This window comes from Halostagnicola kamekurae, from assembly GCF_900116205.1.
Lineage (GTDB): Archaea > Halobacteriota > Halobacteria > Halobacteriales > Natrialbaceae > Halostagnicola > Halostagnicola kamekurae.
This window is the reverse complement of the sequence record NZ_FOZS01000008.1, coordinates 17,588-42,145: the sequence shown is the minus strand read 5'-3', so window position 1 is coordinate 42,145 and position 24,558 is coordinate 17,588. Positions and strand designations below refer to the sequence as shown.

23 protein-coding genes and 4 pseudogenes are annotated in these 24,558 nt (G+C 55.5%); 20 read left to right on the top strand and 7 right to left on the bottom strand.

Annotated features, from left to right (window positions below; genetic code table 11):
* Nucleotides 1–5: 5 nt before the first annotated feature.
* A complete protein-coding gene (locus tag BM348_RS19565) occupies nt 6–875 on the bottom strand; it encodes a hypothetical protein (RefSeq protein ID WP_092907649.1) in 870 nt (289 codons plus the stop codon).
* A gap of 167 nt (nt 876–1,042) precedes the next feature.
* Here BM348_RS19565 and BM348_RS19560 point away from each other — a divergent pair, with 167 nt between their 5' ends.
* The 6 genes from BM348_RS19560 (at nt 1,043) to BM348_RS19535 (ending at nt 6,664) form a co-directional block, all read left to right on the top strand.
* Nucleotides 1,043–2,431, top strand: a complete 1,389-nt coding sequence (locus BM348_RS19560; RefSeq protein ID WP_092907647.1) for a hypothetical protein — start codon at nt 1,043–1,045, stop codon at nt 2,429–2,431.
* On the top strand, nt 2,428–3,846 hold the full coding sequence (locus BM348_RS19555; protein WP_092907645.1) for an argonaute/piwi family protein: 1,419 nt from the start codon (nt 2,428–2,430) through the stop codon (nt 3,844–3,846). Before BM348_RS19560 ends, BM348_RS19555 begins: the two co-directional genes overlap by 4 nt.
* 117 nt (nt 3,847–3,963) lie before the next feature.
* The gene (locus tag BM348_RS19550) at nt 3,964–4,890 is read left to right on the top strand and encodes a transcription initiation factor IIB (protein ID WP_092907643.1); all 927 of its coding nucleotides are present in this window, start codon (nt 3,964–3,966) and stop codon (nt 4,888–4,890) included.
* Between the two features lie 94 nt (nt 4,891–4,984).
* Entirely contained in the window at nt 4,985–5,866 is an 882-nt protein-coding gene (locus tag BM348_RS19545) for a biosurfactant protein 1 (RefSeq protein WP_092907641.1), read from the top strand.
* 137 nt (nt 5,867–6,003) lie between these two features.
* Nucleotides 6,004–6,192, top strand: a complete 189-nt coding sequence (locus BM348_RS19540; protein WP_006183366.1) for a hypothetical protein — start codon at nt 6,004–6,006, stop codon at nt 6,190–6,192.
* Nucleotides 6,193–6,283: 91 nt separating this feature from the next.
* Nucleotides 6,284–6,664 (top strand): hypothetical protein, encoded by a 381-nt coding sequence (locus BM348_RS19535; RefSeq protein WP_092907639.1) that lies wholly within the window; start codon nt 6,284–6,286, stop codon nt 6,662–6,664.
* A 138-nt stretch (nt 6,665–6,802) separates the two neighbouring features.
* Here the strand turns inward: BM348_RS19535 and BM348_RS19530 are convergent, their stop codons facing one another.
* The gene (locus tag BM348_RS19530; protein WP_092907637.1) at nt 6,803–7,570 is read right to left on the bottom strand and encodes a DUF1889 family protein; all 768 of its coding nucleotides are present in this window, start codon (nt 7,568–7,570) and stop codon (nt 6,803–6,805) included.
* Between the two features lie 106 nt (nt 7,571–7,676).
* Between BM348_RS19530 and BM348_RS19525 the strand changes: the two genes are divergently transcribed.
* On the top strand, nt 7,677–8,516 hold the full coding sequence (locus BM348_RS19525) for a hypothetical protein (RefSeq protein ID WP_139231255.1): 840 nt from the start codon (nt 7,677–7,679) through the stop codon (nt 8,514–8,516).
* A gap of 6 nt (nt 8,517–8,522) precedes the next feature.
* Here the strand turns inward: BM348_RS19525 and BM348_RS19520 are convergent, their stop codons facing one another.
* Nucleotides 8,523–8,840, bottom strand: a complete 318-nt coding sequence (locus BM348_RS19520; protein ID WP_092907633.1) for a hypothetical protein — start codon at nt 8,838–8,840, stop codon at nt 8,523–8,525.
* 182 nt (nt 8,841–9,022) lie between these two features.
* Between BM348_RS19520 and BM348_RS19515 the strand changes: the two genes are divergently transcribed.
* The 5 genes and pseudogenes from BM348_RS19515 (at nt 9,023) to BM348_RS19495 (ending at nt 11,609) form a co-directional block, all read left to right on the top strand.
* Entirely contained in the window at nt 9,023–9,685 is a 663-nt protein-coding gene (locus tag BM348_RS19515) for a DUF6735 family protein (RefSeq protein WP_092907631.1), read from the top strand.
* A gap of 74 nt (nt 9,686–9,759) precedes the next feature.
* Complete coding sequence (locus tag BM348_RS19510; protein ID WP_092907629.1) at nt 9,760–10,176, top strand: hypothetical protein; 417 nt, start codon at nt 9,760–9,762, stop codon at nt 10,174–10,176.
* Between the two features lie 103 nt (nt 10,177–10,279).
* Nucleotides 10,280–10,771, top strand: a complete 492-nt coding sequence (locus BM348_RS19505) for a hypothetical protein (RefSeq protein ID WP_092907675.1) — start codon at nt 10,280–10,282, stop codon at nt 10,769–10,771.
* 3 nt (nt 10,772–10,774) lie between these two features.
* Nucleotides 10,775–11,141, top strand: a pseudogene (locus BM348_RS19500) (DUF7568 family protein).
* Nucleotides 11,142–11,213: 72 nt separating this feature from the next.
* The gene (locus BM348_RS19495; RefSeq protein WP_092907627.1) at nt 11,214–11,609 is read left to right on the top strand and encodes a DUF7567 family protein; all 396 of its coding nucleotides are present in this window, start codon (nt 11,214–11,216) and stop codon (nt 11,607–11,609) included.
* A gap of 119 nt (nt 11,610–11,728) precedes the next feature.
* Here the strand turns inward: BM348_RS19495 and BM348_RS19490 are convergent, their stop codons facing one another.
* Nucleotides 11,729–13,234 (bottom strand): HEPN domain-containing protein, encoded by a 1,506-nt coding sequence (locus BM348_RS19490; protein ID WP_092907625.1) that lies wholly within the window; start codon nt 13,232–13,234, stop codon nt 11,729–11,731.
* 307 nt (nt 13,235–13,541) lie between these two features.
* Between BM348_RS19490 and BM348_RS22085 the strand changes: the two are divergent.
* Nucleotides 13,542–13,954, top strand: a pseudogene (locus BM348_RS22085) (DUF6166 domain-containing protein); the annotation flags it as partial.
* Here BM348_RS22085 and BM348_RS22535 read toward each other — a convergent pair.
* Nucleotides 13,850–14,104 (bottom strand): hypothetical protein, encoded by a 255-nt coding sequence (locus BM348_RS22535; protein ID WP_175507270.1) that lies wholly within the window; start codon nt 14,102–14,104, stop codon nt 13,850–13,852. The pseudogene BM348_RS22085 and the gene BM348_RS22535 sit on opposite strands and share 105 nt — an antisense overlap.
* Before the next feature lie 80 nt (nt 14,105–14,184).
* On the opposite strand from BM348_RS22535, the gene BM348_RS19480 reads away from it, so the two are divergent.
* The 3 genes from BM348_RS19480 (at nt 14,185) to BM348_RS19470 (ending at nt 19,397) form a co-directional block, all read left to right on the top strand.
* The gene (locus BM348_RS19480) at nt 14,185–14,724 is read left to right on the top strand and encodes a hypothetical protein (RefSeq protein ID WP_217642051.1); all 540 of its coding nucleotides are present in this window, start codon (nt 14,185–14,187) and stop codon (nt 14,722–14,724) included.
* Entirely contained in the window at nt 14,721–15,164 is a 444-nt protein-coding gene (locus tag BM348_RS19475; protein ID WP_092907623.1) for a hypothetical protein, read from the top strand. Before BM348_RS19480 ends, BM348_RS19475 begins: the two co-directional genes overlap by 4 nt.
* Nucleotides 15,165–15,365: 201 nt before the next feature.
* A complete protein-coding gene (locus BM348_RS19470) occupies nt 15,366–19,397 on the top strand; it encodes an HNH endonuclease (protein WP_245779557.1) in 4,032 nt (1,343 codons plus the stop codon).
* Nucleotides 19,398–19,409: 12 nt separating this feature from the next.
* On the opposite strand, the gene BM348_RS19465 is transcribed toward BM348_RS19470, so the two are convergent.
* Nucleotides 19,410–19,823, bottom strand: coding sequence for a hypothetical protein (locus tag BM348_RS19465; RefSeq protein ID WP_217642050.1), 414 nt, complete (start codon nt 19,821–19,823; stop codon nt 19,410–19,412).
* Between the two features lie 127 nt (nt 19,824–19,950).
* Between BM348_RS19465 and BM348_RS22080 the strand changes: the two are divergent.
* Nucleotides 19,951–20,172, top strand: a pseudogene (locus BM348_RS22080) (DUF6610 family protein); the annotation flags it as partial.
* Nucleotides 20,173–20,223: 51 nt separating this feature from the next.
* Here the strand turns inward: BM348_RS22080 and BM348_RS19450 are convergent.
* Nucleotides 20,224–22,023: a hypothetical protein gene (locus BM348_RS19450; RefSeq protein WP_092907619.1), complete on the bottom strand. Its 1,800-nt coding sequence runs from the start codon at nt 22,021–22,023 to the stop codon at nt 20,224–20,226.
* Between the two features lie 221 nt (nt 22,024–22,244).
* Between BM348_RS19450 and BM348_RS19445 the strand changes: the two genes are divergently transcribed.
* The 3 genes and pseudogenes from BM348_RS19445 (at nt 22,245) to BM348_RS19435 (ending at nt 24,542) form a co-directional block, all read left to right on the top strand.
* Nucleotides 22,245–22,592 carry a hypothetical protein gene (locus BM348_RS19445; protein WP_092907617.1) on the top strand — a complete coding sequence of 116 codons (348 nt, stop codon included), beginning with the start codon at nt 22,245–22,247 and terminating at the stop codon, nt 22,590–22,592.
* 87 nt (nt 22,593–22,679) lie between these two features.
* Nucleotides 22,680–23,627 (top strand): annotated as a pseudogene (locus BM348_RS19440) (ArdC-like ssDNA-binding domain-containing protein).
* 90 nt (nt 23,628–23,717) lie between these two features.
* Nucleotides 23,718–24,542 (top strand): hypothetical protein, encoded by an 825-nt coding sequence (locus BM348_RS19435; protein ID WP_092907673.1) that lies wholly within the window; start codon nt 23,718–23,720, stop codon nt 24,540–24,542.
* The last annotated feature ends 16 nt before the right edge of the window (nt 24,543–24,558 follow it).

Sequence of the window (24,558 nt, the reverse complement as noted above, 5' to 3'; positions counted from 1 at the left end):
TTTGGTTAGGGGGCGGGTGAGAGACCGAGGAGGGCGATTGCGACTCCGTCAGCGGCTTCGGACACTACTTGGTTCTCTTCCAGGTCTGTGTGTAGCCGGGAGCGTTCTCGCTCTATCAGTTCGAGTTCCTTCCGGATATCCTCTTGTCGGCCTTCGAGGTCCTGCGTGTCTAGTTCCTCGGCGATCTCTTCGGGGGTCAACCCGGTGTTTTCGCGTTGGGCGAGGTCGATGCAGAAGATGGTCCAGAACAATTCAGAGACCTTCAGGGCCTTCTGCGGCCGGTACTCTTCGGCATCAAGTTCAGCACTTACGACCGAGTACCAGAGATCCAGGTCCTGCTCCAGCCACGGGTAGTCGTCGACCGGGAAGGTATCGATGATATCGAAGACCGTGTTGATGACTGCTTCCCTGCTGGAGTCTACTTCGGGGTAATCTGGTTTGTCGTCGATAGCGTCACTGAGCTGTTTGTCGAGTCGTCGGTAGTGGCGTTGGACGTCGTAAGGCACGTCCTCGTACATGTCATCGGTCAGCCCCTCCGTATTTTGTTCGTACAGACGGTTGAGTGCTCGGGAGAGTGCGAGACGGGCCTTTGTTTCTTCCTCCTGGGGAAGGCTAACCTGGGAAGCCGAAAGGCTACAGCGGACTTCTCGGCCGCCGTCACTCCAATCTACTGTAACCGGGGACCCACTGGTCTTCGCCATCGTTCCGAACTTGTACCAGAAGTGCTGGATGTCCGTGTCCAATCCGACGTCGTCGAGTTCCTTGTCCGCGAAGTAGAGCAGTTTATAGAAGGTTTTAGGGCGTAACGGGTTCGAGTAGAATCTCTCATCCAAGAGAAGGGCCGTTACCTCCCCTACGCTCAGTGTAGAGGTCATGCTTATTCGAAGCTAACAGCACCCCATCTAATTACTGTATTGAAAACAGTGAATATGGATCATGAACCCCCCAAAACCGTGGCCAGGCATCCAATTCTCGGCCTGAATACGAAACCGTTCACTGCGACGAAATGATTTAGGTACTCCATTGCGAGGTTCGACATAACGTGGCGCTCACCAACCTCCTAGGCGAACGCGAGGCCCTCGCTAAAAACTCGGAAATCTACGGTGACAAGGTCCAAGAGTACATGGAGGCGATGGGATACTACATCACGGAAACATCGCCCACCCATGGCGGGCTTGTCGACCAGAAATACGAACTCCCAGAGATCAGGGGCGACCGGGAGGTCTGGGTCGAGCTGAAGTGGACAGACCAACGCCGTCATGGGAAGAAATTCCTTGAGGAGATGGGGAAGTACTTCCTCCACTACATGGACCGGCCTCCTGAGAAACGGTTCGATGTGGCCATATTCGGGCGGAACCTCGAGAACTTCAAAGAGTGGCGGAAGATCTTCGACGTCACTAAGCAGACCGACGAAGCAATTCAGGAGTTTTACGAGCGAGTCTGCAAGAACGACAAACTCTCGGAGGACCACCGGAGGAAGATCAAGAGCTATCCGATGGACGATTTCGAGGAGTTCCTGAGTGACACCCACGTCTACCAGGCCGACTACGACTCGCTCCTGATGAAGATCGAGGAGTTTGAGAAAGACGACCGGTTCAAACCCGACTTCTTCCAGCGTGAAGCCGAACCCATCACCGACAGGTCAGAGCTGACCACCAACCTCGTCGAGATAACAGAGTACCCTGAAACTCTGTACATCGGAGATCAGGTGGAGGGAGCGACACAAGAGGTCGCATTCAAGCTACGCCCCTTCACGGTACCGACGTGGTTCAAGTCGAACAAGGTGTACAGCCTGTTGCCGCCAGAGGAAATGCCAAGAGCGGTCAAACAGTTCATCGACCCGGACACGGTCGAGGAGACCAGGTTCCGGTCGTGGGTAGAAGCCGACCAGGGGAACGCGGATATCGGGAAACGACTGATCCGAGCCGTTGTCCTCTCCAAGGGTGAAGACCGTGGCTGCATCGCGATAAACTACCGTAGCGACTACCACCTCTACTTCCCACACGAAGACCCCGAAGCGGAGGTCCGAGAAGAAGAGGGACGACAGGTCACCAGGTACTTCGGTGACGGAGATTCCCCGTTCTATCGACACCACTCACTCCGTATCGGCATCCTCGAATACTCGGGGCAGTACTTCCTGACCCTGAAACCAGCTATCCTGTTCACCTCCAACGGGAAAGAGAACCGGATCACCGGGGAACAAGCCAAACCGTTACACGACAGGTTCAGCCCCAGCCGACATGGGAACAACCGGAAAACACGGAGCCGGATCAACCACTGGTGGAAAATCCTGGACTACGGCGACCCCAAACAGGACGAGCTGGATATCGGGACAGAACCCGTGATGCTCAAAGTCAACAAAAGACCGCCCAGAGACACCGACGAACGGGACGACGCCATGCAGAACAAGTGGCTAGGAGAGTTCCAATGAACGGGTTCACAGCCGAAGTCCTCGACGAACCAGGCTTGATGTTCGCCAACGGCGAGGAAGCCATCGACCCCCGAGTCGGGCTAATGGAGTACGGCCCGAGAACACCGTCCGGCAGATCCGAACACCAAGTCATCAACATCGGATACATCGGATCTGGCCGGTCTCTCGGCGCAATCGAGAAACTGTTCAAGGACATGGAGCTGGCGATCACCGCCGACGAAGACAAGTCGAAGCGGTGGAAACCACCGTTCCCTGGCCTCGGCGAGCGATCGTCGCTGAACTTTACGTTCAACACGCAGAAGCGGTGGCGGCAGACGATTACTCGAGGCGAGATCCGGGACTTGAACCAGATCCGCAGCCGGAAAGACCGGTTGGAAGAAGCGGTCGAGATCATCAAGATCAACCTCGAAGTCCTGTACGCTAAGGAGACGCCGCCTGACGTCGTGTTCATCGCGATTCCCGAAGCGATGTGGGACGCATGCACTCCATCCCACCAGGACCATGCCCGGATGCAGTCAGAGACCAGCGACTTCCATAACCGAATCAAGTTGCTGGGGATGGAAGTCGGGTTGCCGACCCAGCTGATGCAGCCGAAGACCCTCCGCGGTGAGGACGTCCAGGACAAATCCGAGATCGCCTGGAACATCGCGGTCGGAACACTGTACAAGGCGCAACGCGGCCATCCCTGGAAACTAACTGAGCTGGAGGACGGAACATGCTTCGCCGGGATCTCCTTCTACAAAGAGCGAGGCGGAGACCAATCCCGGACACGGACAGCTATGGCCCAAGTCTTCCTGGAGACGGGGGAGAACTTCATCCTTCGAGGTGACCCCGTCGAAGGAGAGAAACACGGTCCGGGGAACAACCATCTCGCGGAAGACGACGCCGAGCAACTGGTCAAGAAGATTCTCAGGCACTACCGTAGCCACAAGAAGACTGAGCCGCGACGGCTGGTGCTTCACAAGCGGTCGGAGTTCTGGGAAGAGGAGCGAGGGGGCTTCATCAAAGGTGCTGGGAACATCGAGTTGATGGACTTCGTCACGGTCCGAGAGCGGCACCCAGTCCGTGCCTTGAGTTCCGGGATTTATCCGGCGCTTCGAGGCACAATGGTCTCCGCACCGAACAACGAGGAGCACTACCTGTACACGAAGGGGTACATCCCGGCGTTGTCGACGTATCCAGCATCGAACATCCCGGAGCCGATCGTGGTCAAGCCGGATCCGGAGGTCAGTGATTCATCGCCACAGAAGCTGTGCCGAGAAATGCTGGCGTTCACGAAACTGGACTGGAACACTTCGGATTTCTGCACGAAGCTTCCGGTTACAATCGGAATCTCAGATGCCGTTGGGAACATTCTGGCTGAAGCCGAAGCTCAAAACACCAGTCTGGACATCCATTACTACCATTATATGTAGAACATCAGCTGGATTGTGTTCTAGTTGACTGGAGTACCGATACCTTCGGTTTCTGTCGGCCCCTGAATAGCTGAGGGGCTCGCTGTAAAGGCGAGTTCCCTGAACACGGTGAGAACGATGGCAACCAGAGATATCTACGAAACTGGCTTCGACGAAGACGTCCGAACGGAATCGAGTGCGAACCAGTGTCCGGAGTGCGACGGCCGAGTCACCACGAACGCGGTCGAAACGGTCTGCGAGGACTGTGGCCTGGTCATCGACGAACAGCGTATCGATCATGGGCCGGAGTGGCGGGCGTACGACGACGAGGAGTGCGAACGAACGGGTGCCCCGCTCACTGCGGCTCGCCACGATCGCGGCCTGTCGACGGAGATCGGTCGCGGCACCGACGCGAAGGGGAACGAGATCTCCGGGCAGAAGCGACGGCGACTCGCACGGATGCGCCGTGAGCAGACCCGGGGTCGCTGGCGGTCGAAAGCGGAACGAAATCTCGCCCACGGACTGGGCGAAGTGCGTCGGCTGGCGAGCGCGCTCGACCTCTCCGATTCGGTTCGTGACCAAGCGTGTCAGCTCTTCCGGAGCGCCCAGAACGAGGATCTGCTTCGAGGCAGGTCCATCGAGGCCATCGCCGCGGCCAGCGTCTACGGGGCCTGCCGGTGCAACGGCCTCTCGCGGTTAGTGGACGACGTCAGCGAGATGGCCCACGTCGCGGAGTCACGGGTCACGAACGCGTACAAAACGCTGAACGAAGAGCTGGGCCTCCCCGCTGAGCCCGTCTCCCCCAGCATGTTCGTGCCGCGACTCGCCTCGGACCTCGAGTGTCCGGACGAGATCCGACAGCGGGCCCGAGCCCTCGCGGAACAGGCCGAGAAGCGCGGCGTCACGACGGGCGTCCATCCGGCTGGGTTCGCAGCGGCCTGCCTCTACAAGGCTTGTCGCGAAGAGGGGCGATGGTTGACGCAATCCGAGGCCGCGGACGTGGCGAACGCCTCGAAGGCGACTGTCCGGGCACACCGGGATACGTTGGAGGAACAGGTCGCCTAAGGCTGATCACGGTCTCTCCGTCTGTACTGCACATCGTTCGATCCACGCTACGATTTAAACACGAAGACGAGCCATGTTCTCTGTAGACTGCTCTATGAACGGTCGTTATTCCGACTTTGAGGAACTGCGGCCGACCGGCGAGGCGTCCCACATTCCGGACACGAGGCTGGACGACGGGTGTGAGGGTGCCCCCCGGCGGCAGCGCGTCGCGACGAGCGCTGGTGGCTACCCTGATGCGCCAACGGCCGCCGACGGCGAGTGCCGGTCCTGTGGGGCGTCAGTCCCAGACGGCCAGACGAAATGCCGGTTCTGTCTCACCAACCATCTCGGAAGTGACACCACTAGCACGAACGAGTCAGCGTCGACGACGTTCCTCGGCATCGTCCACCTGGTCGTCGAGTCGACCACGTTCTACGGCGCCGTTGCGAAGGGCGGCGCCGCGGCGAACCTCCTCTCCGCCAACGAGGCGGAGCCGGCCGTCGACGACTACACACTCCTCTACGACCTCGACGAGGCACCGGCGCGCCAGCTGGCCGAGCAATGGCCCTCACTTCCCGACGCGGTACAGGTGTCGTCAGAGGAGGGAGAGCGGCTTCTCAGTGTCGCCCGTGACCGTGCTGGGTGGCACGGGCAGGGAACATCGGAGCGTCAGGAGCAGGCCCCGACGCGACTCTACGACCAGCGTGGGGACGGCATCCGCGACGCGTCGCGTCTCGACGCGGTCCTCGACGACGCCGACGACGCGGTGTGGCTGGTTCCAGCGATAGCGCTGACCGAATCCACTAACGAGGCTGCGGCTGATCACCAGGAGTCGTCGGTACCGACGACGCAGGAACTCGAGTGTCAAACCTGTGGACGGGCGACCGACCATCGGTTCAAGACGCATGAGTCGGTCCCGGATGCGGCGTGGACGGGGCAACCGATCTGGGAGTGTCGGGTGTGTGACTCAGCTCGCTACGGCCCCAATCTCGAGTAGCCCCGTGCTGGGCGTCGATTAACCAACAGCCTGCGAGTACCGTCGAGGTCCGTTGGTTAAGGCCGCGATCTCCTGCGAGCCCGACGCCAGTCTCGATGGTGGGTCTTTCCGCGCCAGCGAGCGGTGAGGCGCTTCCGATGGAGCAAGAGTTCAAACAGGGCTACCGGATGCATCGTATACTCAGCAATCTCAACCGACTCGACGTCGACCGATTGGACGACGCGGATCGAGAGCGAGTCGAGACCGCGAGAGACCTCCTGGAAGAGGTGAGCCTTCTCACGCGGCCGAGCGACGGAGCCGGGGCGGACGCCCACGCAGATTCCTAACTGGAGTCCCGGCCACGACCAGGGAGGCAACTCTCGCGTCGGTTTATCGCCCCCCGACAGGGGTGCGGGGGCGACCCCGTGAAGTCCAGACATGGCGACACTGCAAGCTGCGACGACGTCGACTGGCGCGATCGTATCGGATCCACAGGCAGTCCGCGAGCTCTGTGAGAGCTACTGCTTCGGGACGCTCAACTGGGAGGTGACCGAAGACGGAGATCTCACCATCTGGGGGTACGACGATTTCGAAGTGTACGAGGCGCGGGAGAACGGCCTCCCGGACTACGAGGGCGGCATCGTGACCCACGAATTCCTGCGAGAACTCGCCGACCACCTCGAAGCCGACGAAGAGTTCGATATCCAGACGGCGGGGTTCACCAAGTGCCGCTTCCCAGTCTTGGCGAAGAGGTACGTCGTTCGCGACGGCGAAGTCCTCCACGCGGACCTCAGTTCCCCCGACCCGATCGACGAGTAGCAGTAGTTTCCGATACTGTTTCTTTATTTAGAGTGAGAGCTGAAACAGCTGGTCAGTACAGAGCATAGATGCATCAGAGCGGTCACTACAGGGACGTGAGCAAACGGAGTGAAAACGATCTCCGGCAGTTATATTGGATTAATTAACATTTTCGGCGTCTTTCCACTGGTTCATAATGTCGTTCCTAAGACGGCCAGAGTCGTACTGGAAGCGTTTCCCCGTTTGGACGCCTTCGGCGACCTCTTTTACGTCATCGGCATAATCCGGGTCCCAGCCTTTTTCAGCGACTAACCAGGCTCTGATTGCTTCAGGATCGAAGCTGATGCCGTTGCTATGGAGGGTTTTGAAGATCTCGATACAGGTAGCACGATCTGACGAATGCGTGATCCCAGTCGAGGTGTTGACCAATGCATCGAGCGTGTCGACAGCTTCCTTGGCGACCGGATCATCGATTTCTGGTGCATCGCCACTCGCATCTGATTGGAGTGCTGACGCGCCCCAGGTATCGATCCAGAACTGGACGGTGTCCTTCGACCAAGGCACGACGAGCACATCGGTCACACCATACATTCCGTCAATCTTGTCCAGCAGGTCTTTGTCTGGGTAGATAGCAAGGACAGGACCGCTTTGCCACCCCGATGGATCAATCCGTTTCGTCATCAGCTGGATCTCTGCTTCACCGACGCCGACCGGCTTCTTTTTATTCAACGCCTTTGCTGCCTGGTCACCGATCACAGTAGATACGACACCGTCCAGCTGCTTTTTCGTGTTTACTGCCAAGACAGCATCTCGTTTCTCTCCATGCTGCTCACCGAGCTGTTGCACCCACGCGAAGGCCAGTTCGACAGCCTCCTCATTTGGCCCCTCGGAATCGATGAACCAAGATGTCCTGTCGTTTTGACTCATAATTCGGTACTTCTCAGCAACTCTTGAAAAATCAGGTGGGTATGTCTGATTGAGGCTGCTCTCCTACGACTTATAATACTGGTCTGTGAATACTTGCAGTGATAGGATGTCGGTTGGGCAGTACGTGACTGAGCGGTTCATCGGGAAGCTCATCCTTGCCTGGCTTGCTGCCTTGATTCTCGCAGGGATCGGAACCGTCTATACACCTTTTTCGCTCGTGGAGATTGCTGGTGTGATCGGTATGTTAGGCACTCTGGGTATTCTAGCGATCCAAGTCCACAACACGTCGAACAATAGAGTCGAGCCGGAGGGCGCTGGCGAGTACGTGGACGGGACTGATCGGTCCGATACCAGTGACGATGTGGTGAATGGGGATGGAGATGGGGCATCGACGGAGCATGACGTAGGTGCGACAGAGGGGTTATCGGCGACCGAGCGGCGGGTCCAGAATGAATTGATCCGTGAGTCATATCGTAGGTTTACAGAGCAGCCGTTTACGTTCTGGCCGAGTCCACAAGGTGAACGGCTACGCAGCTATCTCAACGATGAATTCGAGGACGTTGATGAGGACGTGATCGATAAGGTGTGGCGGTTCTCAAAGGATGATGGGTTCTTCAAGCGGCGGCCAGGGAAGCGGTCACTGACGATTACACCGACGACGCTGTGGCGAGCAAAAGAGTTGGGTGAGGAACTCTTGTTGGATGACGCGGTTCAGGATGAAATCCTGGACGTGTTACTCCAGTCATACCGATCGGATCCTACCTATCCACGGGTTGATCGTGACGAGTTGATTGAGGCAGTGGGCCGGTCGTCAGACGTCGTGGATCATAACCTCTGGTTGCTCCGAGAGAAAGGATACGTCGAGACACAAGCCTACATCAATTCGAGTGACGGCGGGTACAGTGAGGTGGAAATCACCAAGCTCGGGCGGCAGGTCAGTCAGTAACCCACTTCAGTTGAATTGACGTTCAAGGAACCGCTGAGCCGCAGTCTGAGACATAACTTCCCACGATGGGAAATCCGTGTGCTCGTCGACATAGGTATCGAACTCATCCTCCGGGATGCCCTCGAAATCGTCCTCGTCCTCAACATCCCATTGACTTGCCTCAAGCAACGCTTCGAAAGAGTCGAATTCTGTGTACAGCTGCATGAACTCCTCTGTGAACAATTGCTCGAGCGGGATCTCATTCTGCTCGTTCATCCGGAGCCCTGACTGCTCCTCTAACGCCTTCTCTATGTTCTTCTTGAACTCGCCGGCGTCAATGTCCATACACGCATTTACACTGACTTCGTTCAAATAACTAAGCAATTCTACTTACCGATTTAGCCGCCCCGAATTCACTACTCATCCCGAATAAAGAAGCCTCGATAGCAACTACTGGTAGCGTTGTTCGTCCCCCGGGAGGGGTGCGGGGCGGTCCAGTCGCGGTCGCCCCGTGAGGTGATTGCTCGATGGGACACCGCGCACTCGTTGCGTATGAACGCACAGACGGACAGTACACGCTCCACTACAGCCATTGGGGCGCAGCGAACCTGAAGCTCAAGCACCGAATCTCGGCTGAGTCGCCGTTCGGTGGCGACGACACCGACTCCAAGTGGGCGAAACAGCTGCTGGCGGAACTGGCCGATGGCCTCGAGGCAGATGCGGTCGACGGCTACCTCGCCGGCGAGGATCGACCGTCGACGGTCGTCGAACCGAAGCCCCGCGCCACCGGGCTCACCCTCGACGAGATCGTCGCGGACCATCTCGACTACCTCCACCACGAGGCGTTCTTCGTGGTGTCGACGACGTTCGAGGTGACCGCCTACCGGACGCTGTGGTTCGGGCTCCAGTACGACTCGGAGACGGTCGAACAGGGAGAGACGGTCGGGAACGGCGCGCTCGCGACGGTGCGCTGGTACGACGGCGAGCCGGTCGGCGACGGCCACCTGCAGGGCCAGTTCGCGGCCCTCAAAGACGTCGTCGGCGACATGCTCGACAAGGGCGTCTTCACGCCGTCGACGGCGAGACAGTACCTGAAACGGAAGCTGGCCGAGCGAGTCGGAGACCGACAGGAGCTGCTCATTCCGACCGGAGAGTCACCCTTCGAGAAGGCGAGCCTGAACCACTCCTAGTTCGATCTGCTTCGTGGCAGGTCCTGTTTTTCAGGGGTCAGAATGGGTGAGCCCCACCATAGGCTCGTGATTCGATGACCTCAGACGACGACCCGTTTCACGACTGCGAGTTGGATCTCGAGGCGATCCTCGGGACACACACCTTCAAAGACGTCCTGTTCACCGACGAGACAGAAACCCCGGTGAACGTGCTCACCGGCGAGACACCGGCACATTCGCAAGCAACCGTCGAGGAAGCGAAGGAGTTCGCTGCGAGTATCGACACGGAGACGCCCCAAATCGCACTCCCCGCATCCGTCGAGTCGCAGGTCGAAACACAGGGCAAGCCCTACACGGCGGCCGCTTTCTTCCACTTCAAGGCGACTGGCTCGATCGAACGCCACCGCGCCTACCACGCCGCCTATAAGACAGACGCATTCGTCGTCAACTTCGAGGCTGACTACGAATCGGCCGACCTGACCATCACTGTCGAACGAGCGGACGAGGCCTGAGAATCCACCGTCACGAGCAGGTTTTTCGAGCGCCGGCGATGGGTGCCGGCGCAGCTGGAGCGAGCAGCGACCCCCGGTGCGTCGGCGTTTCGAGGTGTTCGAGATGCATATGGTCATATACACACTAGTAGAGGAATCGACCCACGGCGACGCGCTGGCCACCGGAAAGACGGTGTTCGACCGTCTGGTCGGTGCGGACCCACACGCCGGCGCCGTCTACGACTACTACGTCACGTTCGACGAGGAGGACACGTCCGTTGCGGGGAAGGCGCGATGGGGTGAGCTCCCGACTACAGCCCCCGTCGACTCTGATGACGGCGAAGACCTGCTCGAGCGTGGCTGGGAGGCGACGAAGGAAGAGTTCGAGCGCAATCTCGACCGGGTGAAAGAGGCCATCGACGAGCTCTCCGACGAAGAGATCATGCGCGGCGAGGACCTCGCCCGGCACGCCTTCCATCAGGTCGGTGCGTACGACGGCCCGACGATCTTCCTGTACACCGAACACGGAACCGGCATTCGCCACCGTGGACAGCTGGATCGACTCCTCGAGGAGAGTGAAGAGCTCTGGATCGTGCCCGCTGACGTCCACTTCTAACCAATGCCCAGAATCACTAACTGGCGACGTGAGAGCCGCTCGCCGGCACTCGCGTATCGAAACACCGAGACCAGTGCGCGAGCCGTCCTGCATCGAGCGCCGGACTCATACCGGTACAAGTGGCGTGGAGCCATCCTCGTCGACGGCTATCCGGTCTGGTCGCGGGGGTACGAGACGAAGGACGCGAAGTCATTCCGTGACGAGCTCCGGGAGCGGCTCGCTCCGGACCTTAGCTGTCCGGAGTGTCCGAACGACGACGTTCGCGTCGGCGAGAAGGCTGCAGAGGGGGCGAAGGTCCAGCGGTGGTACGGACTGCCCCGACTGTGGGTACGAAGCCCCCTCACGCATCGTCTACGGCGCCGAACGGTGAGAGGGTGAGCGCCAGGCGCTGTTTTTCAGCCGGGCACAAGGGGTGGCCCGGTACGACCGGGTTAGTCAACCAATGACCCTTGAAGTACTTGACCGACACAGCGAGGCACTGTTCGAGTTCCTCTGGTGCCCCGTCTGCGGGCAGGAAGTGTTCACCCACATCCCCTTCGAGGGGGTGTTCTGCAAGAACTGCAACACCCAAGTCGAACTCCAAGAGTCCCGAGAGACACGCGGCTACGAGGAGGCCGTTCTCGCCTGCTTCGATACAAGCACGACCTGGAACCTTCACGTCGACGAGAAACTGCGACGCGACCTGCCTGATGGGTCGGCGCGCGTGAAGATCCTCGGCGCACCGGGCGCCTACGAGGCTGACTGGTGGAGCCCGGAACCCGGTGAGGACTGGGAGCCTGTCGACCGAGGCGAGTTCGACGACGTCGAAGAACCATCAGAGGTGTCGCACCTGGCGTAGAGCACGGTTAGTAGTTGTCGCAAATATAATTCCTTGATTTATACTATAGGTAGAAATATGGAAATCATCCTCCACTGAACTAGACTGGAAATTTAATCGGCTGAGAATCGACCGATTCCTTATAATTCGCCTAGGGTGAAGGAAGCATCTCGTAGTGCGTTATCCAACTCTTGATTCAACTCGGATACAGAGTAGTCATTGGATGTGGCTCTTAGATAAGCTAAGATAACATTAGCGAGAAGTTCCCGGAGCTGGGTGAGATATTCTTCGGGATGTACAAACGACTGAGAGTCTCGGTCAACACCGGGGTTCAAGATATCAGTAAGGTATTCGTCCTCATGAACCAGCTTGCCACGATGTTCATACGCCGTTTTAATGCGCTCTCTCGCCTCTTGTCTATCAATTCCTGCAAACTCATCGAGTAAGAGACTTGCTCTCAGGCTCATTCGAGATCTCTTGGTTCCCGGGTGCGGCCCTCGAAGAAGTAGCCCCTCACACGCAATCATACAGTCAAGCAATCTATCACCTGGGTATGGCTTCACGTACATTTCATTGAAACGCCGAAGTGAGGTTGAGAGTTCGTACTCGGGGTCCAGCCGGATGTCACTACATAGCTGGGACCACAAATTTTGAAAGTCCTCTTGATCGTCTTCTGTTAGAGAGTAACTTTCCCGCGAAAGTGATGGTTCTCGTTCACCCTCATCAAGACCAAGAACCTCGGGAATACCAAGGCGATACGTTTGCCACCCGGACGAAACCTCAAACGCTCGATCGAATCCGACAGACCCTTTTTTTGGCCCGAAAAGTCGGAGAGCCGTAACAATCCGTTTTCCCAGTTGTTCCCCTGGTGCGTCCATCATCTCATGTGGGATAGCAGTATTATCGGTTGATGAACTTACTTCTGCGTGGATAACCCATTGACCAGAATGAATCAAATCGGAGGGATTCCGATGACGGTAGTTATATTCAAATGTTCTCAGTGCATTTGCAGTGTCCTCGTTTAGCGTAGAGAGAGATACTGAATCTACCCGGTGATATGTTCCTCGGTGGTGAATCTCGATATCAGAGTTCAGTGGGATATTTTCATCCGAATCAAATCCCCTCGGCCCAGTAAAGTTAATTAGCGGAATGATGATCTCGTAACTGCGTAGACCAGTTTCGTAGTTGGGTCGAAATTCGTTCTCGAATGCTACATTGAATGCCTTTTCATCAAATTCGACATCACCAACGTAGTTCAACACATCTCCGGCAAAGTTGAAAACAACATTCTCATGGTGAAGAACTCGTGACTCCCGTTCTGAGGGTAGATCAGCAGGATCTCCGAGGACCGTGGTGGGGATCTCCTCATCGTCAATAGAATCATCCTTCGGAAATGCATTTCCAGAGTCAATTAGCCATTCCGCGACGTCCCTGAAGAATTCGTCTTGGCGGTTCGAATACAATGTAATCAGTTCTCTGGGAACAGAGATCTGGTGTACATCAGGCGTCGATTCGTTGCTCAACAATATTTCCTTCTCAGGAATACGATACCCCTCTGATACGACATCCTCGGCTACGCTTTCAATAAATTCCTGTGCGGCCTCACGAATGTGTGGCTTTACTTCATCGATATCAACATCGGTCATATGATAACCAGAGCTCTGCTACATTGATAATTGCTGTTTTAGCTGTGTTGCGGCGCTATTTGCTCGGTGAAGTTGCTTCTTTATGACGTGTTTCCCTCGAAACGGATAGTTCTGGTAGCCGAGGTTGCGGAACACGTCCTCCATCACGTCCTCAAACTCGAACCCCAAGAGATCGTCCAGTACAGCCATCCTCAATTATGTGGACAGTACGTTGCAACTGCCAAATACGTTGCCGAACGCTACGCCGTCCTGTTTGTGGAACCCCTGAGAGGGGTGCGGGGGTCACCGAACCGCCCGCGAGCAACGAATGAACAGGAATGTACCTGTAGCAAGTTCGGAATCGGTTCCAGTCGCATCGCCCGGTCAGTCTCACCGAGACGCAGTCGAGTACGTCGGCTTCCGCGTCGACGGCCAAGCCGTCGTGCTGAACCTCTCGGAGCATCGGCGACTCCCCTCGAGCGCAGTCTGGACATCGTCAACCACAGTCCAAGCGGGTTCGAGTGGGGGTACAGTGGTAGCGGGCCCGCCCAACTTGCGTGCGCGCTCCTTCTCGACTACTACGACGATGAGCAGTTCGCCCGTGACCACTACATCGCGTTCCGGAATCAGGTGGTCTCACAACTGGAGTGCGACGATGCAGCGGCGTGCTGGCATCTCACTGGCGAGAAGATCGACGCCGCGATGGCGACCCTTACCGACGACGTCGTCGCGATCGACGATGTACTCGCTCCCCGAGTCAGTCGTCACCTCGTACATCCCGTCAGCGTCCCAGACCATGCCCGCATCGTCCATCACGGTCATGGGCGTGGTGAGCGCTTCCGAGTCCCGCTCGTCGATGACCTCGAGGCCGGTTGACTGAGCGACCGCCATTATAGCTCCAGCACCCCGGTTGACTCGCCGCCGCCGAAGTCCGCGGGTTCGGAGCGCGTCGGTTCGTCACGAGTCTGTTCGTGTGCGTGTTCTTCGAATTCGTCCGCGGCCGCTCGAAGCGCGGCCGCAACCTGTTTCGGATGGACGCTGCGTCAGAGCGGGTTGAGGAGTTGACTGAAGAAAGCCTTGATGCCGGTATTCTGGAGTTCAGTGATGCGTGGGAAGAAGCGTATAACGAGATGAACTCTAACCTAGACCTAGAAATCAGCGTCAATGAGGAAGGACGGGTGCAGTTCCCAGGCAGGAATAGTCTCCGAGAATACGATCGAGGCGGCAATCTCAGCGGATCCGAACTACAACTACTGAACATCTCCTTCGTCTGTACACTAAGCCGGTTTGCTGTCGAAAACGATGTTACCCAGTGGGAAACGATCGTGCTGGACGAACCACTTTCGAACCTTCAGGAAGAAGAAAACCGGGAAGCTGCAATAGACTACATCACTGGCCTGGACCAGCAGTTGATTGTCACAACATCTAATCAGGACTTGGATTCAGAGTTCAACAAGGTAGAAGTCCTGCAGCGTTCGCCGCTTCAAATGACTTTAGGTGATTACCTATGACCGATGAAGACGGGGTATTCCATCCCCGATTGATGATGCTGGCCGACTTCGATGGGGAAATTGAGGGACGGCTGAAGTTTCACAAGTCTCTCTACCAGTACCGGAACTCCGAATCAAGCTCTGAGGACTGGGCGTTCAGGAGAGAAGAGCACGGCCCTCTCGACCCTGGATTCTCCAGCCGAATGCAGGCCTACGAGGACTTAGATCTGGCAGAGGTTGACGAGGACGAAGAGCCACACCGCTTCAGCATTACGTCCAAAGGCAAGCGGTTTGCACGCGGATTGAGCAACGGCCTGTCCAAGCTCCGTGACGGGTTCGACGAACAAAGAGACTCCTTGAAAGACATCGCATCTCGAAACAAGGACCGAACAGGTTCAGAAATCGAACAGGACGAAGACGTACAGGAGGCCAAGGACGAACCGTACCAGACAGACGTATGATTCTGCGGCAGCCCAGCCTGTCCCTGTATGAACTACTTTTCCCAAATTAACTCTGCAATCTCTTCTGCCAGTTCGTCAAAGAATTTATTCAGGGAAAAAGTAGATTGGCCGGCTTGTTCTGCTCTTTTCTCTTCCCGCCTACCCCGGTTGGAAGCCTGTCGGTAGTAATTTTTTATTAGTAGAGTCCAAATGCACGACAGAGTGAGTTACAAGCAGTCTACATTAAAGAAGCTCTGGGCAGCGTCAGGGAATCAATGTGGGTATCCTGACTGTGAGAATGAGGTCGTGGATATTGAGACGGAGACAGTGGTCGGTGAAATCTGCCATATCCGTGCTCAAAGTGAGGGAGGGCCGCGATACGACCCTAGTCTAAGCGATGAGGAGATTGATGAATATTCTAATCTCATTCTTCTATGTCCAACTCATCATACCCATATCGACAAGAACCCGGAAGACTATCCTATTGAGGAGCTTGAACGGTGGAAGAAAGAGCAGGAGGCGATGTCTACCTCTCCGACGGAGCTCTCTGATCAGCTTCTGACTGAGCTCCAGTTAACGGATTCTAAATTTGAGACGGAAGTAGAGGTCACTATTTCGAACGCTAAAGACCGGTATAATCCTGAGCTGCACGTTGATACGGGTAATTCCGGCATTTTCGAACCTTTGGGACGGACGGATGAATTTGATGCAAGTGTTCAAAGCCGGTTGGATGACCTTGATGAAGAGGCATCCAGCCTGTTTACTGAGCGGTACAATTCAATTCTGAAGGATGTTGATAAAGATGCTTTCCAGGATTTGCGTGAGGCCGTAGACAAGATTCCGGAAGTCCTTGAGAGTATAGACGAGGTGTCTGCGAGGATTCCATTTGATGACCTTCAACAGGCTCTTGACCAGGCTGAGGAGAGTATCCAAGATTTAGAGCCCGGTCTTAGGCAGAAAGACGAAGAAGCGTCGATGGAAGATCCTGGAAATCATATTCTATATCACTTCCGGCAGGTACGAACTGAGATATATAATCTCCAAAATTTCGTGGAAAGCCGGGAGCTACGGGTAGCTGAGGCTTCTGGGTTGAAACTGCTTGGAGACGCTGGCATTGGGAAGACTCATACGCTTTGTAACGTGGCCCGGTCTCGTGTTGAGGAAGGCTATCCTACGGTCTTCCTTCTTGGTGAGAATTTCGCGGACCAGGATATTTGGACGCAGATTATTGACCGGTTCGGGTTGAATTGTACGACAGACGATTTCTTGGGAGCTCTCAATTCACTTGGTGAATCTTGCGGTGTTCGTTCTCTGATTTTGATTGACGCACTTAATGAGAGCCCGAACCCGAGAATTTGGCCTAAGCGCCTCCCCGGCGTATTACGGAAATTACAGGAGTATCCGTATGTTGGGATTTGTGTGAGTTGCAGGTCTGGTTATGAGGATTTGGTCTTGCCGGACGCCATAGGCGAAGACCAGTTGGTAGAAGCTTGGCATGGCGGATTTAGTAAAGTCGAGTATGAGGCGGTCCGCACCTTCTTTGATGCTCATGGTATTGAGCACTCTTCGATTCCCGTTCTTAAGCGCGAGTTTCAGGTACCGCTGTTTCTGAAGTTGTTCTGTGAAAATCTGGAAAGAAAAGGAAAGAGTCGGGTTTCACACGGTTCGGAAGGGTTGACTGAGATTTTCGAGGGATATATTGATGGTGTGCATGAACGACTCTGGCGAGAGTTGGACTACGATCCGGGTGTGAACAAGGTTCAGCAGGCAGTTGATGACTTGGCCCGGGAGATGGCTGAGCGTGGTAATGGAACAAAGCGGTTGCCGAAGCAAGATGCCAAAGAGATTGTTGATGATCTGCTACCTGGCCGATCCTACTCTGAGAGTCTCTATCGGCATCTGTTGAGCGAAGGAGTGATTTCTGAAGTAGCTTCATTCAACGAGGATAACGGGGAATCTGTGAGGTTTTCTTATGACAAATTTGCCGACCATAAACTTGCTCAGCAGTACCTCGATTTATACGTAGATGAAGATCTTGAACGTGATTTCTCCGAGAATGATGAATTGCAGGAGTTATTCGACAACCCAGATTTGTACACTGGCCTGATTCAGGCGTTTGCGGTTCATCTGCCTGAGCAGCATGATGTAGAGCTTTTTGACTTAGTTGAATTGAGTGAGATTCTGAAGCCTGTGATCAAGAGCTTGGGTTGGCGGGACCCAGATTCGCTAACTACTCCAGAGGGCGAATTAAGGGAGGAGGTTCACGATTATCTGTGGAGTGAGATCCAACTTCTTGATGAGGTAAATGAGTTATGGCGAGTTCTTCTTACTTTGGCGACAAGCACTGAGCATCCACTGAATGCGGAGTACCTTCATGAAGTGCTGTGGGATCAGCCAATTGCTGGACGCGATAACAACTGGTCGAAGTTTCTTCATGAAGAGTTTGATGAGGAGACCTCCGAAGTCTTTCGGCTCATCAATTGGGGGTTCTCTTTGGAGCATGAGTCAGTAGAATCAGAGGAATTGAAGAGACTGATGTCGATCTCTTTATCTTGGTTTTTCTCTTGTCCGAATCGATATGTCCGGGATCGAGCAACCAAGTCACTGGTCAATGTGGTAGGGTCTGACCTGCGGGTGTACATTGATCTGATTGAACGATTCCAAGAGGTGAATGATCCGTATATTCTGGAGCGGGTTTACGCAGCAGCTTACGGCGGGGTTCTCAGGAACAGGCAGCAAGAATCGGCGGCCGAAGTTGCAGAGCTTGTTTATGAATCAGAGTTTGAAAACGGAAACCCAGTACCTAATGTGTTATCTCGGGATTATGCGCGTGGAATTATTGAGGCTGCTGTTAGTCTGGACAGGGATTTTGAGGTCGACATTGAAAGGGTTAGGCCGCCCTACAATAGTTCATTCAGTATCGATATACCGGATTCTGAGGAGTTAGAGGATTTGGTCACGGAGCGGTTGGAAGATGCTGATTATGAGGTCGAGGCCAATTTTTGGTATGGCTTAGCTGGTTCAGGGTTCGAGGGAGATGGACGCAGTGACTTTGCCCGATATGTTCTGGACACTAACCACGACAGTTCCCACGTTCATGGGTATGACATCTCGGGTGAGGAGGCGTTACGTTGGATTACAAAGCGTGTATTCGAACTTGGTTGGGATCCAGATCTCTTTGGCGAGTTTGACCATTACCTGAATCGATGGTCGAATCATGGTAGAGGAACGAGGAAGCCGGAGAAATTCAGTAAAAAATACCAGTGGATTGCTTATCACGAGTTGATCGCCTGGGTTATCGACAATTGCGAAATCGCTGATTCATCCAGAGAAGAGCCATACAACGGGCCTTGGGTTCAATGGGATAGAAATATCGATCCCTCAGTATTGGACCCCGAACTTGACGCTGAGCTATCTCTCGATGATGTGGTTGAGTATAATTGCCGCATTGAGGAGGAGCCGATTGAAGAGTGGATTCAAAATCACGATGGGTTCCCTCCGGTGGATTCGATGCTGGATATTTCTGTCGATGGGGAAGGATGGGTCCCGCTGTACGGAATGTACAAGTGGAAAGCAGAGGAGGGTAATGATTCGGAAATTGAGCGGGACGTGTTCTGCCGAATTGATCCGGTGATTGTCGATCAGGAGGATAAACAAGAGTTGGTTGATTGGATTAAAGAGGAGTGGGTGAAGAGTGATGAGATGAGAAGTACGCTGGGTTCTCTTCCAACTCTGACGCAGGTTTTCAGAGGCGAGTATCCGTGGCATCCCATAGTTGAGGATCGATGGGAAGGAGACAGCTCAATAATAATCGGAAGTCCGGTTGATATCGAGCATACGGCAATCGACCTTTTCTGGGAGGCAGAATACGACTGCTCGATAAATGATAAGTACGGAATGTATGCCCCATCCCCCTATCTCGCCGATTTACTTGATCTCGAATGGAACGTAGGCACCATGCAGTTCACTCAATCGGGTTCCGACCCTGTTTGTGTAGCTGATATTTCTGAAGCACAGGGAGTTCATGATAGAATTAATTCTATGTCGATGATTGGTGCGAGCGATACTATCCTAGATGAATTGGAGGCGGAGGGTTTGGAGATCGTTTGGCCTGTCCAGGGAGAAAAACGTGTTATCTCGACCGGTATGGGCGGGAATCAGATGGGTAAGTCACAGATCAGGGCAGTGTACTATTTGAACGATGAAGGAGAATTCACTGGGACCGTAGAGACCGACTTTCATAGTTGGGACTAAACACAAATCTAGTCAGAGCCGTTGCTGAATCTGGTTCCGGAATACCTCGAATTTCTGCTCCAGTTCTTGAACTTGGTTTTCGAGGCGTGGGCTCTCTCTACGAGTGTGGCTCAAGTTTCCGTAGTTGTCCGGGGATTCCTGTTCGGTCTGTTTGAGGTACTGTTCTGCTTTCTTGGTGATTCCCCCGTTTGGGTGCTTGGGACACCCGTTTCTGGCCGTCGATGACGCGTTCGACCATTCCGCTGGGTTTTCCACTTGAATTAGCCCGAGGTCTTGGGGTTTTTCGAAGCTATATGTGACGTAATGATTTTCGAGGGTGGTTTCTGTGGTGATTTTCTGGACGTCGTCGTCATCCTCTTCGGCAGTGGCAAGCTCTTCATTACTGGTGGGACAGAAACGGACGAGACACAGCAAGCTCTCATCCATGTGCGGGACCGGCTTTCCGAACCCGGACTACTCGACTAAACCACCAAACCGGAAGCGAGGGGCATTCTATTCTCCTAGCGAATCACCGCTACCGGGAATTGCTGTAGTTCCTCAGCTGTTCGCGGGCGGCTTCGGCGTCGAGTACGAGGGGCCGAGTCCTGCCGGTCTTGGAGACGCCGCCTGTACCGAGTGCGGGGCGAACGTCTGGCGAACTCGCCGCGGCCCATACGTCTCCGAATACGATACAGGCGCAATCTGTGGATACTGCAGCTACGAGTGCTACTTCAGTCACCAGTACAACCTGTATGAAATCGCCGGCGAGCAGAGCGTCTACCTGTCACCACCGTGAATTCACGTTTTGACGCTGATAGATGCGATCGGAGAGTGGCCTCCAATGTGGTTAGGGATGTCCAATCAGCTCGTCTAACCTGTCGACGAAATCCACGCCGACATCCTCTTCGAGGAATACCTCGTCTCGGATGTCCGCATAGACATCTTGTAACTGCTCCGCATACTGTGGGTTCGCTCGTCTACCCGTGAGCCGCTCTTCAATATTTGCGAGCAACAGCTCACTGTATTCCCACGGCAACGACCCCTCCCCATGGTTTCGGAGTTCGACCCCGGTCAGGAGGATTCTCTCCGTAATGTCTCGTTTGAACCGATCCGGGATTTCGCTGGTGGTCAGTATCTCCACGTTGCACGATACCAAGATGATTCCGGTCATCTTGGGGATGCTGGCAGAATCACGCCCAGTGTATGAGCTCCGAATTGTGAGGAACTTTTCAAATACGTCCGTATCACCCGTTTCGTCCTCGATACTGGCGGTTTCACTAGAAACTGAACTCTTGTCTTTATCTGTGGAGGTCCGGGCGGCGGACGTCGCTGCCTCTTCAGGTGCGTGTAGTGGCACATCACAAGCTTCGGTATCGCTGGTTCGTGAGACCACCTCTGCCTGCATCATCCGCATCCAGTCACACATATTCCCGACCATCTCGTTCAGGAGCCGAGAGTAGTCGTTTGGCACTGAAGCATCTGGGTCACTGTACTCCGTTATTTCGTAGTTCCGGCAGATCTCTTGGGTGAACGTCTCATAGTAAGAGAGCCACACATGCCACGAAACCTTCTGATGGAACGCCTCTTTCACCAGCACGTCGAAAAACTGGATGCCGATGAACACCGGATCTCGAAAAATATGGTCGTCTGAGATTCTCGTATCAGTTAGACTTTGATCATTGTACTCGTCGAATTCTTGCCTGCGCTGATCTACAATTATATCCCGGACGGCATCACCGACCGGCTTGTATATATCTAAGTCCTCAACTCGATCCATATCCGAAAACAAGGCGTGAATGAGCCGATTATCTTCCTCGATTTTGTATCGATACATTCCGTCTGTGCTGGTGTTATTCTGCAGATCCCGATACAGGAGACTGTTCTCGGTCTTTACCAACGTGCGAAGATATCGATGAACAGCGTTCCGTCTTTGAAAGCCCTCCAGAGAATCATCACGAATCAATTTTACTCCAAGATCGGGGTCGATCACCGGATACTGCGCACTGAATTCTGGATCAAGAAACAGGGTTTCAGTGTAGGACGACGCCTCCGGAGCAGTATCTATCAACCAATAATTAACCAGCTGAACATAGTATTGAGCCCGGTACCACCGGATTACCCTCTCTCTCAGTGAATCAGGCTCATCTTCCACCTCCTCTCTCAGTTCTCGCGCGTAAACCTCTGCTAAACTGGGCTGCCTCTGTGGTTCCTCCGGGTGGTGAACAAGAGGCCGATAATGGTTCTGAATGAGATTGACTAGTGTGCTATAATCGCCCTGATTATTCAGATCACGAAGAATAGACACTATTTTCTCTTCGTTCTTCACCCTGATAGATGACTTCAGAAAGACCCCCAAGAACAATCCGACAATCCCTAGCACGGCAACTAATTGGAGAGATTCAACCAGCAGCGGGGTGACCTCCACAGAACCAACCCCATAGCTAACCGGTACGCTGGCCGCCTCAAGACTCTCCAAATAGATTGAGAGCCAATACGATCCGATAATCACCAGGAAGGCGATCAAGATATACGCGAATCTGGGCTTCGTCCATAGATTGTATCGAACACGGAGTTGGCGGTGTCGAGGAAGTATAGAATAGACGGCAACGATAGAGGCGAGAAACGTGAAAACCAATAATTCAGCCATAAATTCTCTGTCTTAGTCTGGTCCCATAACACTTGCCGAGAAAGAGTGTGCCACCCCAGACAGGCAGGCGCAAGGGACGGGATTCCTCAGGGCGTCAGATTACATGTACCATATCCAATACAGCTTTGAAAACCAATTACTAGTATAGAAATCCGCGTGCTGGTTTTTCACGCCCCAGAGAGGGCGAGGGCTCCATCAAGAGTCCTCAGAGGTAACTGCCTGTGAGTCAACAACAGAGTCCCGACAACGTCTCGATCGACGACATCCCAGTCGATATCGCAAACACGCAATCAGAGGAGATCAATCCCGCCGATGTCCCTGACGAAATCGAGTCTATCACCCATGGGCTCGCCGGTGAGCAGCCGCCGACGAATCCCATAGTGGTTCTCAAAGCGGCTCGCTGGTGGTATCTACACGGCAAGGGCGGCACGGATCCCGCCTTCCAGTGGGCCATTGAGTGGGCGCATCACCTTGCGACCGACACTCCTAGCGACGTCGAGCGGTTCGACGAGTTCCTCGAGTACCTCGTTACGGTCGGCTTTGCGGACGAACGTCACGAGCTCCGCTGACCGACAGAGCGGTTTTTTGGACGCCCCTGAGGGGTGCGGCGCGGTCTGAACAGACGCAGTCGCTGTAAATTCGATTCGGTGAACACGATGTCTACGACCAGAGAATCGTCGGTCTCCTTCGACCAGACCGACACGCGATCAGACGAGATGAACAGTACCATCGAACAGTGGATCGACGAGCTCGTCGCCGGCGTCGACGACGCGCAAGCCAGCGCGGAGTTCCAGGAGTGGCTGGACGTCCAGAGTCGTTTCTACGACTACTCCTACCGGAACACGCTCCTCATCAAGCGGCAGTGTCCCGAGGCGAGCCGGGTGGCGGGCTACCGGACGTGGCAGGAGAAGTTCGACCGCCACGTCAAGGAGGGTGAGTCGGCCATCTGGATCTGGGCGCCGATCATCACCAAGCAGTGCCCGGAGTGAGAGAATTCGCCGAGCTATCACGAGGATAGTGACTGTGACTACGATGAGACATCGCCCGAGGAGTGGTCCGAGGGCCTGGTCGGGTTCAAGCCCGCGCCGGTGTTCGACATCTCCCAGACCGAGGGCGAGCCGCTTCCCGACCTGGACACAGAAGCAACCGGGGACGCCGGTGACCTCGTTGAGCAGTTGACTGCCGCCGCTGACGACCTCGGCGTGACGGTGCGGATCGTTCCAGCCGAGGAATGGACCCACGGCGAGGCGAAGGGTATCTGCGAGCAGCTGAGCCTCGTCGACGTTCAGCCGCTCGTCGAGGTGTGTGATCGGGAGAACGAGGCCGACCTCGCGCGGACGCTAATTCACGAATACGCCCACGCTCTGCTCCACTTCGACGTCGACGACGACACCGAGCGGGCGAAACGCGAAGTCGAGGCCGAAGCCGTCGCATATGTCGTCGGGCGGTACTGCGGGCTCGACACTAGTGGGTCGGCGTTCTACCTCGCTGCGTGGGAGTCGGAAGATCCCGAGGCCGTTCGCGAGCGCCTCGGACGGATTAGTCGAACGGCAGAGGAGCTCATCGACGTTCTCGAGGACCAATCTCCGTCCTCACTCAGTTAACCAACAGAGTGATGGGTTCCTTCCGTTCTGTTGGTTAAGTTTTTCAGCGCCCGCCGAGGGGCGGAGGCGCATTCAGACCTCCGTCGAATGATGACGGAACCCTATCTCACGACGGTCCTTGAGGAAGCCGAGCACGTTGCCGAGCAGCACGACCAGGTCGCTCGTACGACAGACAACCAAGCCCACGAATACCTCCGATACGCCGTTCTCCGGGTGCTTGAAGGAGAGGGGGATCACCTCCCGGAGGACTGGACGCCGGTCGACGGCGTGACCGTCGGCTACGGGAGCGATGAGGCAATGTTTGATAGCTGGGGCTCCAGCGAAGACTGGTGGGAGACCGTCCCGCCGCAGGAGGCGTGTACCCGCTTCCGGGTGTTCTTCCCAGACGACCACCAGACGGTTCCCCGCAACATCGTCGACGTGATGGCCGCGCTGGGTGCCTGGCGAGTGTGGACCGGGAGCGCAGCGGCGTGCGGCTCCTACGACCATCGCGAGCGCCGCGAAGTCCACTACCTGTGGCCGGAAGGCCATCCGGTGGAGGAACTGCTCCACGAGCGGCTCAGTGGCCCTGCGGAATCCGTCGCTCCGGATGGTGGCCGAACGGGCGACGTTCGCGACCGACTGGTGGTTGACGAGAACGCACAGTCGAAGGACGATCTCGAGCCCCGCACGAAGCGTTCCGTCGCCGAAGCGATGGACGTCTCGTTCCTCTCGAAAGGTGGCCGCTACGAGGTGCAGTCCGCGTCCGGCAACAGGTACGAAGTCGACGTCATCGACGAATCGTGTACCTGTCTCGACTGGCAGCAGCGCTCACCCGAAGGCGGCTGCAAACACCTGCGTCGCGTCGATCACGAGATCAAACGAGGCCGTGTTCCCCGACCGGATGGCCGACTCCCAGCTGAGCTAGCGAAGTAACCACCCCGAACCAGTG